The following is a 12,553-nucleotide window of genomic DNA, read 5'->3' as shown; positions in this document are numbered from 1 at the left end:
AAAGAAGATGAAGCGGGGGTGGAAGCCGTTTTGTTGTTCACAAGGTGTCTGTGTGCGGCGCCAAACTCTGTCGATGTTCTCTATTTAGGGTTATTCCCCGCTAGGACACGGCATCAACCGTTCCGTTGAAGCGAAACTGAGATGCTATGGGTATAAAGTCGTCGCATGGAAACGACGTCGGTGACCGGGCGTGAGCGGGTGCGAGCATCGTCGGGGTTCAAGTTTGAGCCACGACAACTCGCAGCCAACCCCAAGAGCTTCGGCCGAATGAGTGGCCGTTTGGTGCCCGCCGACGGCGTTGACGATGCCGACCCGCGCTTTCGTGGCGCGCAACTTCAACATGCGGTGTCGAACGCGATTCGTGAAGAGCTCCTGGCTCACGGGTACGGTTTGGCTGACTACCTCGAACAGTTGCGGCCAGCCGCGCCGGGGATGAGCTATGACCGAGTTATCCGCATTCAGCGCGGAGAAACCCTGATGCAATTGGCCGATCTCACCATGTGGTGTGAGCGGTTCGAACGGGTGCGTTCGGTAGCCATGGCAGAGCTTGCGAGCCAAGCCAACCAGTGACCGCTGCCATCGTGGATTGCACTGTTACTCCTGCCCATCGGATCTATCGTCGAAATCATGGGTGGAGACGCAGAGCGGCCAACTTCAGTCGAGCGACTGCTCGGTAACGAGGGCGGCGTATGGACGGTGACCACCGCTACCAGCCACTATGTCTTCGATCTTGACCACATGACTGTCACTCGACACCGCGGCGCCAATGCCCCCGAATCAATCAACGACACCACGCGGCCTATTGCGCAGATCCAACGGTGCGAAGTGGGGTTCCAAGGTGCTTGGACGATGAAACCCGAAGGTGAGTTGGCCAACTTCCTCGAGGACTTCTGGCAAGTCTCAAGTGCGATCAAATCTATCGAGAGAGATTCGAAGTCTGGGTCGTACGAGCCCTGAGGTGGCGTTTGTAGGGTTGAGGATCGGCAAGCTCAAACTACTGATGTCAGGATGCACCGCATCCCTAACTAGATAAGTACGTCTGTGATCGGCCCTCCGACGACACCGGGTTCGAGGATCAGGGCTGGCGAATAGTGTGAATCACTGACGTCGTTGTTCTCCCATTCGTACACCACCGTGCGGAGGGTATTGAGATAGCGCCCGATAAGTACGGCCATTGGGTAGGGGCCGTGGAATGCAAGATGTATTTCGGCACGTCCGCTTTTCGCGGCCAGCTGTCTGATCTGCTTAGCAACGTCAGCGCTGAGCCGCCCCGCTTCTCTCGGATCAATCCGATCTGGTCCGACAACTGAGATGACGGCCGCTTTCGCAAACTGTTCGGTGGAATCGTGCAGGATGCGCTTGAAGGCTGTTTGATCTGGGTCGGGCGCGAGGCTTACGAAGACTGCGGCACGGTTGGGTAACTCGAGGAGTCGCGGTTGTTCAAGTGGTATGAGGCTGCTGCGGATTCGAGTCGTTATCGGATCGTCTTCGGGTATGACTGACGACCAAATTTGATCGCGAGCATCAAGCACCTCGATGTTGCCGATCTTGGTTTCAGGCAGCGCTGCTCCAATTGCGAGGGCGACCGAGAGGTGCGCCCCGCCGGAGATCCTTGCGGTTTTCGCACTCGAGGCGTACACGGCGTCCCCGGTGAGAGGCAAAGTGGTCTTCAAACGCTTGAGTCCATCGCGCGAAGGCAGACGCCCGTTGTCGGACGGATTGATACGGATGTGCAAATCATCTTCGTCAGCCTCGAAGGCAAACGGTGTCGGACGTGTCTGGACTCGGATGGTGAAGGGCCGGCCTTCCTTGTGGATTCCAGGCTTGCGCTGCTCGATTCGGTGCATCAGTAGATCACGCACGATCTCTATTTCACCGTAGACGCTCAGCATGTTGCTCTGCTTCTTGTCAGCGAGCGTCCGCGCGGGTGCCTGCCGAAGGAGACGGTCTGGACTGTTGAAGTCGCACTCCGACGTGCTGCCGGCCCGAGAAATCGTGTTGGCGATACACAGACTGAATGCGGGGTCTCTGTCGAGTTCGAGCAGACGAGGCAATTCGCGCTCGCGGACGATTTCGCTGTGAACGATCTCAGGGGTTACGACGAGAACACCAGCCGAGAGCCCATGAGTGAGGGCTTGTTCGAGCCGGTCGGTCGTTGTGCCAGGGCGTAGGTCGTTGTGGTCTCGCCAAACGACGAGTCCGGCAGCTCTGAGAAGGCTTTCGAGAGATTCCGCTTGTGGTGTTCCGTCGGACTGCCGATACGAGATGAAGACGGGACCGGCACCACGGACTGCTCGGTCGGGCAGGATCCCCAGCGGCTCGAACCTGGATTCGGGGATAGAGACGGCGGTGTCGGTTGTCGTGATGCGACCCCAACGTTGCCGTTGGGCGATGAGTCCGACGAACGGCTGGGTTCGGCCGAGCGCATGGATGACTAGGGCAATTGCACCGTCGCTTCGCTTTGCGGTTGCGCGTATGGCGTCGAGGTCTGTCGGGCTCGGCCCCGAGGGTGCGGGATGGCTGTGCCATTCGCCGATGTAGCCCGTCGGATCGTCGTCTGTTCGCCCGGAGAGGAACTCCTCAAGGAGCTCGTTTGCTCGGATGTCGTCTCGAACGTAGTTGTTGGAGGTGGAGCCGGGGCCATCGACAACCAAGGCATGGGTAACGACGATATTGTGCCCTTCCCTGTAGCCGAGAAGGATGCCACCTGTCTCGAGGGGCAGATGCTTCGCGGTCTCGGCTGCGATCGTCTCTTGTGTGTCGCCTCTCATCTCGATGAGGGCGGGCAGGTGGGTCACCGCTGAGGTCCTTCCGGGGTTGTGGCTATGTGCCTTACTTCTCCGGCCGGATGGCGAGGATGATTGACGAGCAGTCCGATGGCGTGGCGCACTGTTGCCGCGGCTGCTTCGATTACTGCATATGGCGGTGTCGGGGAAATGGGGCTTCCGCATCCCGCCTCGAACGTTTCACTTCTGGTCAGGTGTGCATCGAGGGCTGAGGGAGGGAGAGGAGTGGCGCCGTCGAGCGGTGGCAACACGTCAATGCGGTACGTGTCACCGTTGTTTTGGAGTGCTGCCGAGAGGACTCGCATTCCCAGCGATTGGGCCGTGACGTGGAGGAGTGCTGTGGTGGCGAAATCGGCTGTGGTGTTGATAACGAGGTCGTGGGTTCTCAGGAGCTCGACGGTTTTGTCGCCTGAGGTGAGCCGGTCATTGACTACTGCGACGTCGGCGGCTGCGATTTCTTTGCGCGCCACCAGATGTTCTTTCACAGCTTTGCCCTTTGCTAGCCCAACCGCTTCGGGACCGACAAGGTGACGAACGAGGTTGCCGGGCATAACGATGTCACTATCAACAAGGGTCAGATGGCGGATGCCAGACCTCGCGATGGTGTCGGCAACGAAGGAGCCCAGCGCGCCGATGCCGACGATAGCGACACGGGAATCGTGGAGTGAAGGGGCGTGTATGCCTGTGCGGGCTTGCTTTGCCTGGTCAGTATCCGCTCCAGAACGCAGACGTCTGACGGCGATCCCGCCGGCCGTCGTTGGCCAGACTTCCAGAGCGATCGCGCCGTCGTGTGAACCACGTCGGTAAATGAGAACGACGACTGTCACAGTGTGCGCGCGAATCCGGCGGTCCAGATCAACGGTGGGATCGATCAGCGCCGCGATGTCGTCCCAGGTCCGGGGAGGAACGGCTACTTGGCCGAGCTCGGCAACGTATCCGAATCGATCTCTGTTCGCTTTCGTCGGTTTTGCTGGTCGCGTGCCCATGCCCATCCGCATGACGTTGTTATTTGCAGGGCGGAAGCGCACAAACCTGTTTCGTTGTTCGGCGAGATCGTCGTACAAATAGATGCGAGTATCCTCGGATAGAGTGAAGTACCGGTCGAGGTCAAGGTCTGGACGGTCGTTCGGCCAGTCGGCGTCTGACTGCTCGAACCAAGCGGTGATGTGCTCAATGAACTTACTCGCCTCGGTCCACCACAATCCATCGTGATCGTCTTCGGCGACCAGACACAATGAGCCGTCTACTTCTCGATGCCATGACCAGGGCACCTGTCCGAGTTCGACGGGAACGACACGCGGCGGCTGAAACGGGAACCGCGATCGCAACGTAATAAGTACCTCCGTGGCTCTGCCGGAGTGTTGGATGGATCCCCGCCATCCGGCTTTGTTTTCGGCGAAGCCGGCGCGGATGAGGCCTTCTTCAAAGTGTTGCCGCGAGTAGGCGATGTAGTCGTCGTACTCGGTCAGGCTCAACCGAAGGTCCTTGGTCCAGCGGGCACGACCCTGGCGCCAGCAAGGATCGCGGACGCACGCTTGCTGCCGTCCGCGTTGAATCCAGGCGGCATCGGGAACACCGTCTTGTCGTCCCCGTTCTTACCGAGAAGCTTCTGGAAGGCAAGCGCCGCGGTGCCCTCATTTTCCTCTGCAAGTGCATCGTCCGCAGCGGAGGCAGCATCCGCGAGACGAGTTCGCGCCGCCTCGAGGTCCTCGTCCGTGGCCCGTATGCGGATTGTCGCACCAGGAAGCGTGGGGTCGTTCACACCGATCCCGTAGATCACGAAGTTCTCGATGATCTTGCTTACTTCGGCCAGAGCGGACACGTAGTATTCCGCTTGGTCGTTCCCCGACACAGCGCCTGAGGCGAAGGCCTGGTACGTTGCGAGTTCGAAGAAGAAGCCCCCTGGCTTCTTGTTGCCGAGTTGAGCGCGTTGGGTCTGGCGGAGCAGCTTGACCGTCGGTACGTAGTAGCCATCGTGGATCGCGTTCATCTCGCTGGACAGTGAGGTGAGCTCCTCGGGGTTCGTGCGTACCCACTCGTCCTCGTCGCCCTTTTGCGGGATTTCCCATGTCTCGCCGTCCCAGTGGGGGCGGGCTGGGACTGCGTCCACGTAGAGGTCGTACTCAGGGAAGGAGACCTGGAGGCTGCGGTCCTGGCGCTTGGTGCGTCGGTGTCCGTCGCTGTCCGTGCCGAACTCTGCGTGTAGCACCGTGAAGAACCTGTCCAGGATGTCCTTCGATGTGACGTCCGTCGGCATTTCAGGGAGACGCACGAACACGTCGACATCCTTGATTCGTTTGATCGACACGCTGCGTTTGTATGAACCGATCAGCACGGGGCAGACTCCGTACTCGGTGAGTTTGGCGTCCGCTTCTAACGCGTCGCGTACCAGCCGATGCGCCTCCGGCGCGTTGGTTTTGTCATCGCCGGGCTCGATGGCGCTAAGTGCTTCCTTGAACTGCTGCTTGAGATGAGCCATTGGCTCCTCCGATTCGGGTTGGAGGGGGTGGAATATACTGATTCTCCCTCAAGCCACCGACATCGAGAGTAGAGCGGGGGCTACTTGCCGCCTTTGCCTGCGCCCCCTTGAATCCCGGCCGAGCTCGGGAAACAGGGCTTGTAGGTCAGATCTACACCCCGATCTGTTCACACGCGAGAACAATGGGTGCGGAGGATGGTACTCTCCGGCTGGCCAGTAGTCGCGACTCCAAGAAAAGTAGCCAATCGCCGTCTTGTGTCGCGCGAGCGAATTGCGAGTTGGGCCCAAACCCGCCGTCGTAGTCTTCGGCTCACTCGAGTCGTCGGACATAGTGTCAAGGACGCAACTAGTGACCTCTGCCATCGTGGATGGCACTGTTGCTTCCGACCATCGGATCTATCGTCGAAATCATGGGTGGCGTGCAGCGGTCAATGAGTCTCTTGGCCGCTGCGCGAGTGCGACTTGGCGTGGACCAGTGCAGCGTCTAAGGAATCCGTCAAGAACGTACTTGGCGACTCCGGGATACCAGCGCAAGCTGGAGCGTGGTTTGGGCCTCGGGACAGAGGGCCACGCATGAACCAGTCGAGCAACGACTCAAACGCTGACGGTCTTCTCATGGTGGAGACTCTGGTCGAAGGACTCGGGAAGCCGCTGACCGCCTTCATCGCCGGGGTCAGCGAAGCTACTGTCGCGAAGTGGGTAAGCGCGGAACTCGTCCCCCCGAGTATCTCGAGAGGAGTTCTCCGGGCTGCGGCCCAGGCATTCAACATCGTCGCCGCAGCCGACTCGGCGGCGCTTGCTCGCGCGTGGTTTGTAGGAACGAACCCGGAACTCGGCGAAGATTAGCCGGCGGAGGCGATACGCGACGGGAGACACCTCGACGTCGTCGCTGCAGCTCGCTCCTACGTGCAGGGCGGGTAGGTAGACAGGCGCCAGGAGCATAGTCAGGTGATGCAGCTAGTAGCTCACTTGGGCGCCAGGTGGGGGCATTCAGCGGCGGCTACAGACCACTACTGCTCGCGAATGCGGTCACAGCGTCCTTCGGAATTCACCTGATGCGAGCAGGTTGAGGGACTTCTCCCTGTCCGCCTCCGAATTCTTTGAACGCACAAGGCGCCGTTGTATTCGATGAATAGTCCGTGGTCGTCGCCGATGCTCACCCCACGGACGCGAATCTGCAGAAGCTGGCAGACACAAAAATGTTCGCATCGGTTTCGACTACATCCACGCCGTCATCGACGACCACACCCGCCTCGCCTACGCCGAAATCCACGACGACGAGAAAGGGACCGCCGCCGCGGGAGTTCTCCTGCGCGCCGCAGAGTTCTTCGCCGCCTGCGGCATCCCGAAGATCGAACGGGTTCTCTCCGACAATGCTTTCGCCGACCGAAACTCGGCCGCGTTCAAACAGGCCGTCGCCGGCCTCCGCGCCCAACAACGCTTCATCAAACCGCATTGCCCTTGGACCAACGGCAAGGTTGAACGCCTCAACCGCACCCTGGCCACCGAATGGGCCTACCGGCAGATCTTCACCAGCAACCAAGCCAGACACGATGCTCTTGCGCCTTGGCTGAACAACACTGAACGCATCTACACGGGCATCGGAGCAACACCCCTCAGCTGAGTGTCACCAACGTCATGACTCAGTACATCTAGAGGCAAAAACCGGTACCGCACCACCAACAGCGCACCATGCGCAGAATACTCAAGCCCGGCACATCCGCGATTGCGCACATCGATTTGAACGGCCAGCTTGGCGTCCTTGGAAGCCACGGCCGCGCCCGCGGTCATCTGGTTTTGTCGCGGCCATCCGGTAGTCTGCGAAAACGCGGCCGCCGGCTGCGACACAGGAGGCGTGGATGACCCGAGCGCACAACTCGCGTTGCACACGACCGCGCTCGAGTGCCATGGACTGGCAGTTGAAACCAACAGCCACCGTAGACGTCTCGCAAGAAATGCACGCTGCCCTGGCTGGCATGCCGAAGCTGGAGCGAGAGATGAAGCTCGCACAGTTCGTGACCATCATGAAGATGGCCGCACGTGGCGACCTTCATCCCGACAGCGCTGACATAGGTCCTATCTGGCGGAATCCAACGCTCTTCGAACTCCGATGGGACTTCGGCCGTGACCTCTATCGACTCGTTCATGCTGAACCGGCCCAGATGCCGAATCACCTCATCGGGCTACGTTTCCATTTGAAGTCACTGGAGGGCTCAGCCCAAGACATCCGAGACGCCCAGGACCAAGAGGTAAGTCTCGCCAAGGTCCGATTCTTCGCCGGGCGAGGGACAAACTGGGGGGTTGTCTAGCACACAGGCGGGAAGTATAGACTGCAGGCTATGACTTCCTTGGAAGCCCTACTGGGTGTCGATCTATCCTCCCCATCTCAGCGACTCGCGCTTGAGCTGGCCGAAAACGATGCGTATATGCTGCGCAACCTCGTGGAGCTCCGCGACCACCTAGGTCTGTCACAGCAGGATGTTGCAGATCGGCTCGGCGTATCCCAGCCGACGATCTCAGCCTTCGAGGCCCATGACAACGACCCGAAGCTGTCTACCGTCAGGCGATATGCCCACGCGGTCGGTGCGTTAGTTTCGCACTCCGTCCAGGACTACCGCGACGGTGCGGCTGGCTTCGATGGGTGGCAGTTCGCTGGCGCCTCTGTAACCCGCGGCCACTTCGGTACCGAATCCAGCAAGCGCAAGCGCCGCACTGCCGTCGAATGGGACCGGGCCGCGGTGTCGGCCTGATGTCCAAGGCACGCAAGGCGGTACCCGTGCAGGTGGAGGACACCCGCGCCCTTCTGAACTTGTTGGATCTAGACGACGTCTACTTCCTGAATCTCTCGGTCGAGCGAGCTGACAACAGCAACGACAAAGACCTTCAAGACGGCCCGCGTCTGGAACACCAAGTGTTCTCGCAGCACGATGAAACGACCATGAGCGTGCGCCTCCAGACGACTGTCGAAGCAGTCGATGCTGTCTACGTCGTTGATGTCGTGACCGACTACCTGTCGCAGGTGCCCTACGAGACCGGGATCGACGTGCGGCGCGACTTCATCGAGCGGGTGGCAGTCATGAGTGCCTGGCCGTATGTGCGGGCGGCAGTCTCTGACCTTGCTGCGCGAATGAGGACAGAGCAAATTGTGTTGGGGCTCTTGAGGCCGGGCGACATCTCCCTAGGCGCCGCACACGAGTCGGACACAGTTGTTGCTGCTGATGATAACTCCCACTCTGAAAGCGACGCATAGCGGCAGGCCACCGACAGAAGGAGAACGATGAGCGCCAGGCACGACTTTCCGAACACCGCCCAGCAGTTTGCCGAGAACGCTGCGGATCACGCCGACTCGGCCGTTCGCACGATGAACGACGCCGAACTTCTCGACTTCCGCGACCGCGCCTTCGAAGAAATGGGCTTCGCGATCCACCAGCTCGGACTTGCTGTCGCGAAGATCGCGGAGAGCAAGAACCTTTAGCGGTAGCTAGCCGTTCGCGAGAATCTCGTTGGCGCGGCGTCTAATGCGCTCCGCATCAAGAGGAAAGTCTGCGGAGTCGGACTTGGCATCGATCGTGATCGAATCGGCCGAGGAAAGGCCTCTCACTCGAGCTGTCTCGGCAAGGCCCTGCGCGAACTTTTCGTGAGCGTCGTCACTCGCCTGCTTCATGACGCCGTCGAAGAATCCGCCGAAATCGCCGCCTGTGATCTTGATCCCCATGTCCACTCCTCGTCTGTCGTCAGCATAGGGACTCACTGGCAGCGATTACCACTGCAAGACCGACTGTTGCCTTACGACATCTCGGTCGGGGTGGACTATCCATTCGGAGATGCCGAGCATCCTGGTGCCCATACGTTTTCGACTTCTCGAGCCTGCCAGAAGCTTGAGCGAACAGTGAGTCAGGTAATCCCGCCGCGCCGCAGCTACTCTCTAGCGATGGAGCCGCGGATCTCACGCAGGACCGCGTTCACTGCGAGTTGAGTTTCGAGCGCGTCTTTCTTGTACTCAGGCATCTCGGGGTCGTCGTATGCGGCGCGAAGCTTCTCATCATCACCCACGGCAAACTCCCACTGGGCCGGGATGCGCTGCGGACCTAGCAGCCCGACAAGAGTGAGAGCTTGGGAGCCGAGGCGCCGGGTCTCCTCCCTGTCCGTTGAACCGCCCTTGTTCCGGTTTTCTGATAACCGCATGAGGGCATCGAGCTCGAACATCAGGTGCGCGTGCCGTAGCGCTTCCCTCCGGTCGTCTACTGCGATATCTCGAGCGTTCTTGCGGTCTTTCGCTGATATGTGGAGCGCGGTGAGTGCGGCGCCTACAGCAGCCAAGACGGCTGCGATCTGAATTGCGTTGCCAAAGTCTTCGGCGGACATTGAGACTCCTCAGGTCACATGGCAAAAAAGTGTGTAGTGAGCAGTGCGAAAGCATCATTCTTCGCTACACAACCACTAACGGCAGCGTTGAGAACAGAGAAAAAGAATCTGTTGAGTACACAGGAAACTCAAATGAAAAATTGACAGAAGTTGTTGCACCTGTGACACTTATGAGATTCGCCACGGACATTGCCACTGACTCGCAACCTACCGTGCCGTGCAAGGCCCAACGCCTTCCCATAACACTTTCAGTCGCATTCCCCGCCTATTCGGAATGAGTTCAACCGTGCCCACCGTCACTGCGTCAAAAGTTTCCGCAAACGAACTCCAGTCATTCGATGAGATGAAGAAGTCGCTGCCTGATGGCGCCATCAAGGATGCCATCGACGTCCTCTCCACAGGAATTCATCGTGGCGAGAACGTTGTCGTAGCCGAGGAAACTCAAGTTTGCACTCCGTCGCAGGCCGCAACGTTCCTCGGACTCAGCAGAACTCACCTTTACAAGATCCTCGACGCCGGCGCACTTGCTTTCCACATTGTTGGACAGCGCGACAAGCGCATCCTTGTCGGGGACCTCGTCTCGTATCGTGACGAAGTACGCGGCGCCCGTGCGCGCACCGCGAAGATGTTCGCCGCAAGAACGTCTGCAGAAGACGCCATGTTGGACGAAACTCCGTAGGCGACAGGTTCTCGTATGCTTGCTGGGTGAGCAGACATCGGTGTGTGACTCTCCAGTGCCTCTGCGAACACCTTGCAGAGGACTGGAGCGAGACCTCCGATCGTCGACACGCGCTGCAGCTTCGCAACAAGGTGGCCGAACTCATGTCTGGCATCTCCCCGAAGAGCACCGTCTCTCGTGAGCTCCGTCAGATGCCTCCACTTAATCAGCTTCGCCATCCACTGATCGAATCGTTCGAGATGAAGTACTCGGCACGTGACGACTCGGGAACGCTTCGGGAGACGATCAGCGCGGTAACCGACCGAACGTGGCTGAAGCAGAAGTCCTCCAGATGGAGAGGCGCGGCGACTGAGCTCCCGACCGTGGACAGTCCAATGGACACCATCTGGTTGGGAGCCGCCGGCTATCGTCGCGACGGGTCGTCCAACGACTTCTACGCCTGGTTCTCAGGCGAGTGCAGCACCAACTCCGATAGTTTCCTACCCACAGCTGGCGACCTGCGGCTGTTCGCGATCAATCAGGAGATCGCCAAAGTCGATGCGTGGAAAGTGCAGGTTCACATCTCGACGCTAGTGCTCTTGGCAAACGTTGCGGATGGTCATGAGAGCGGACCGATGGTATTTCTCCATCCAAAGATTCTCGATGCACCGCTGCTGAACTCAGCATCTCGATTGAGACAGAATCGGTAGGCGACGAGACAATCCAAGAAGCTATCGTCAGCGTCCGCGCCCTCTCACGCGTCTACGCCAGCGCGGTCGACGTCGCCACCACCGCAATCCTCGCCGCGATTGCTGCGAATCTACGGCGTGGAGTCCAGCGCCAGTCGGCGATGACGTCATGACGTTCGCAACATGGGTCACCGCGAGAATGACTGAGGCTGCCGAGAAAGTCCGAGCAGACGGCGGCATCGCGGACGGCGACCTGCCGACGGGCATCCGGACCGGAACATACGCACACTACGGCAAAAAGAATCAGCTGACTTCCGCCACCGTCGAGGGCGATCCGGTCGAGGCGATGTGTGGACATTGGTTCGTTCCCATGCACGACCCTGAGGCAGCGAAACCCTGCGCGGAGTGCGCTCGGCGCCATGCAACGCTACCCGGATAGCGGAATACCTTGACTTACCCAGCGCTCAGCCGCGCCTGAGGCGAAAGGGACGAGACGTGGCCGGAGACAATCCACATGGGCATCTCCCACTTTCTCTTTCTTAAAGACGGTAGAGGCCCCGAGATCCAACGATAGGGCCTGGTTCAGAGGTACGATCACAGCAAGCGGCGACAAGCCGCAGCCCGCCACCGCACCTCGTTCTCCGCGCCGAACAATTCGGGTTCGAAGGAAGCGGCAGCAGGGGGGCTGCTAGCTATAGTGGCGCGGGAGGAGGCGCGGAGCGGGTCCACGGGAACGGATCCAGTAGGTAGACAATCTCACCTTGGGGGAAGAGGAACGTGACATCCATGAACAGAGAGCCGGAAAGCACGGCCTCGCTAGATCTAGCCTGGCGGATGTCCGCCAACGTGGTCATTGGAGCGGCCGTATGGGTGCTGGTCGGGTTGATGATACACATTGGACAGTTTCCGTATCCTGGTACGTTCACCGCAATAATGCCGAGCTTGGCCAGTATCGGCGCGTTTCTGGGGTTCTTGGGGGCCGGCGCTTTAGCCCTCACTCGCGCTTACCGGACGCGGGTATTCTGGAGCGGCGTGGTGGCCTTTTTCCTCACTTTGCTGGGCTGTGTGGTTGTCGGAGTTCTTCTCGGGCAGTTGGGAAGCGGGATCGATGCTTGGGCGATGGTTTACATAACGCCCGTGGCGCTGGTGCTAGTTCCAGCGACGGCTTGCATAACTCAGACTACGGCGGTCGAATTCTCGCGACGAACGGCGATCTACGGAGCTTGCTCAGTGGTGATTCTGATCGGGGTTGAAGCTTTGTTCGCTTTCGCGAGTTGAACCCTTCCTTTCAGGGAAGCTGCGGAAAGTTCCTGTTGTTACTGAACGCTGAGGCCGTTTCTACCAGCGATGCGGCCAGCAACCTAATAAGTGCAACGGACCCCGGCTGAGGACGCACTCCGATGTGAGAGGCAATCTGCCTCTTAGTCACAAAGATCTCCGGGGGAGAACGTGCGAGTGCACATCGCCCCCGGAGATCTTCGCTGCCTGAGACGCTCAGAGCAATCCGTAGCCCCCGATCTGTGAGCGTCTCACGAAGAGACGCTCACATCATAGGTGTCACTAATCGGACAAAGGG

The 12,553-nt window shown here is 59.6% G+C and carries 15 protein-coding genes and 1 pseudogene; 11 read left to right on the top strand and 5 right to left on the bottom strand.

What is annotated here, in order from left to right:
- The first annotated feature begins 165 nt into the window (after positions 1–165).
- A complete protein-coding gene (locus AC062T_RS10870; protein WP_476029945.1) occupies positions 166–570 on the top strand; it encodes a hypothetical protein in 405 nt (134 codons plus the stop codon).
- Between the two features lie 455 nt (positions 571–1,025).
- Here the strand turns inward: AC062T_RS10870 and AC062T_RS10865 are convergent, their stop codons facing one another.
- Genes AC062T_RS10865 through AC062T_RS10855 form a run of 3 tightly spaced genes read right to left on the bottom strand, consistent with a single transcriptional unit; the run spans position 1,026 to position 5,265 of the window.
- Entirely contained in the window at positions 1,026–2,798 is a 1,773-nt protein-coding gene (locus tag AC062T_RS10865) for an SAVED domain-containing protein (protein WP_476029943.1), read from the bottom strand.
- Positions 2,795–4,261, bottom strand: a complete 1,467-nt coding sequence (locus AC062T_RS10860; protein ID WP_476029941.1) for a ThiF family adenylyltransferase — start codon at positions 4,259–4,261, stop codon at positions 2,795–2,797. The genes AC062T_RS10865 and AC062T_RS10860 overlap by 4 nt, the downstream gene beginning before the upstream one ends.
- Positions 4,258–5,265, bottom strand: coding sequence for an SMODS domain-containing nucleotidyltransferase (locus AC062T_RS10855; protein WP_476029939.1), 1,008 nt, complete (start codon positions 5,263–5,265; stop codon positions 4,258–4,260). The genes AC062T_RS10860 and AC062T_RS10855 overlap by 4 nt, the downstream gene beginning before the upstream one ends.
- A 573-nt stretch (positions 5,266–5,838) precedes the next feature.
- Between AC062T_RS10855 and AC062T_RS10850 the strand changes: the two genes are divergently transcribed.
- The 6 genes and pseudogenes from AC062T_RS10850 to AC062T_RS10825 all read left to right on the top strand — a co-directional run bounded on the left by AC062T_RS10850 (position 5,839) and on the right by AC062T_RS10825 (position 8,740).
- On the top strand, positions 5,839–6,111 hold the full coding sequence (locus AC062T_RS10850) for a hypothetical protein (protein WP_476029937.1): 273 nt from the start codon (positions 5,839–5,841) through the stop codon (positions 6,109–6,111).
- Between the two features lie 316 nt (positions 6,112–6,427).
- Positions 6,428–6,889: pseudogene (locus AC062T_RS10845) on the top strand (integrase core domain-containing protein); the annotation flags it as partial.
- Positions 6,890–7,184: 295 nt separating this feature from the next.
- On the top strand, positions 7,185–7,574 hold the full coding sequence (locus AC062T_RS10840; protein ID WP_476029935.1) for a hypothetical protein: 390 nt from the start codon (positions 7,185–7,187) through the stop codon (positions 7,572–7,574).
- Positions 7,575–7,604: 30 nt separating this feature from the next.
- A complete protein-coding gene (locus tag AC062T_RS10835) occupies positions 7,605–8,015 on the top strand; it encodes a helix-turn-helix domain-containing protein (RefSeq protein WP_476029934.1) in 411 nt (136 codons plus the stop codon).
- A complete protein-coding gene (locus AC062T_RS10830; RefSeq protein ID WP_476029932.1) occupies positions 8,015–8,515 on the top strand; it encodes a hypothetical protein in 501 nt (166 codons plus the stop codon). The genes AC062T_RS10835 and AC062T_RS10830 overlap by 1 nt, the downstream gene beginning before the upstream one ends.
- A 27-nt stretch (positions 8,516–8,542) precedes the next feature.
- Positions 8,543–8,740, top strand: a complete 198-nt coding sequence (locus AC062T_RS10825) for a hypothetical protein (protein ID WP_476029930.1) — start codon at positions 8,543–8,545, stop codon at positions 8,738–8,740.
- Between the two features lie 6 nt (positions 8,741–8,746).
- Here AC062T_RS10825 and AC062T_RS10820 read toward each other — a convergent pair whose 3' ends face one another.
- The gene (locus AC062T_RS10820) at positions 8,747–8,980 is read right to left on the bottom strand and encodes a hypothetical protein (RefSeq protein ID WP_476029928.1); all 234 of its coding nucleotides are present in this window, start codon (positions 8,978–8,980) and stop codon (positions 8,747–8,749) included.
- A 203-nt stretch (positions 8,981–9,183) separates the two neighbouring features.
- A complete protein-coding gene (locus tag AC062T_RS10815) occupies positions 9,184–9,630 on the bottom strand; it encodes a hypothetical protein (RefSeq protein WP_476029926.1) in 447 nt (148 codons plus the stop codon).
- Between the two features lie 286 nt (positions 9,631–9,916).
- Between AC062T_RS10815 and AC062T_RS10810 the strand changes: the two genes are divergently transcribed.
- The 4 genes from AC062T_RS10810 (at position 9,917) to AC062T_RS10795 (ending at position 12,255) form a co-directional block, all read left to right on the top strand.
- The gene (locus AC062T_RS10810; protein WP_476029924.1) at positions 9,917–10,309 is read left to right on the top strand and encodes a helix-turn-helix domain-containing protein; all 393 of its coding nucleotides are present in this window, start codon (positions 9,917–9,919) and stop codon (positions 10,307–10,309) included.
- Between the two features lie 44 nt (positions 10,310–10,353).
- Positions 10,354–10,998 carry a hypothetical protein gene (locus AC062T_RS10805; protein ID WP_476029922.1) on the top strand — a complete coding sequence of 215 codons (645 nt, stop codon included), beginning with the start codon at positions 10,354–10,356 and terminating at the stop codon, positions 10,996–10,998.
- 148 nt (positions 10,999–11,146) lie between these two features.
- Positions 11,147–11,416 carry a DUF3039 domain-containing protein gene (locus tag AC062T_RS10800; protein ID WP_476029920.1) on the top strand — a complete coding sequence of 90 codons (270 nt, stop codon included), beginning with the start codon at positions 11,147–11,149 and terminating at the stop codon, positions 11,414–11,416.
- A gap of 338 nt (positions 11,417–11,754) precedes the next feature.
- The gene (locus AC062T_RS10795) at positions 11,755–12,255 is read left to right on the top strand and encodes a hypothetical protein (protein WP_476029918.1); all 501 of its coding nucleotides are present in this window, start codon (positions 11,755–11,757) and stop codon (positions 12,253–12,255) included.
- The last annotated feature ends 298 nt before the right edge of the window (positions 12,256–12,553 follow it).

It is taken from the genome of Homoserinimonas sp., from assembly GCF_056262345.1.
This window is presented reverse-complemented; position numbering and strand designations above follow the sequence as displayed.

Coding starts and splice junctions, on each gene's coding strand:
- AC062T_RS10830 (WP_476029932.1), top strand. CDS start 8,015: ATGTCCAAGGCACGCAAGGCGGTACCCGTGCAGGTGGAGGACACCCGC.
- AC062T_RS10820 (WP_476029928.1), bottom strand. CDS start 8,980: ATGGGGATCAAGATCACAGGCGGCGATTTCGGCGGATTCTTCGACGGC.
- AC062T_RS10870 (WP_476029945.1), top strand. CDS start 166: ATGGAAACGACGTCGGTGACCGGGCGTGAGCGGGTGCGAGCATCGTCG.
- AC062T_RS10835 (WP_476029934.1), top strand. CDS start 7,605: ATGACTTCCTTGGAAGCCCTACTGGGTGTCGATCTATCCTCCCCATCT.
- AC062T_RS10800 (WP_476029920.1), top strand. CDS start 11,147: ATGACGTTCGCAACATGGGTCACCGCGAGAATGACTGAGGCTGCCGAG.
- AC062T_RS10855 (WP_476029939.1), bottom strand. CDS start 5,265: ATGGCTCATCTCAAGCAGCAGTTCAAGGAAGCACTTAGCGCCATCGAG.
- AC062T_RS10815 (WP_476029926.1), bottom strand. CDS start 9,630: ATGTCCGCCGAAGACTTTGGCAACGCAATTCAGATCGCAGCCGTCTTG.
- AC062T_RS10825 (WP_476029930.1), top strand. CDS start 8,543: ATGAGCGCCAGGCACGACTTTCCGAACACCGCCCAGCAGTTTGCCGAG.
- AC062T_RS10850 (WP_476029937.1), top strand. CDS start 5,839: ATGAACCAGTCGAGCAACGACTCAAACGCTGACGGTCTTCTCATGGTG.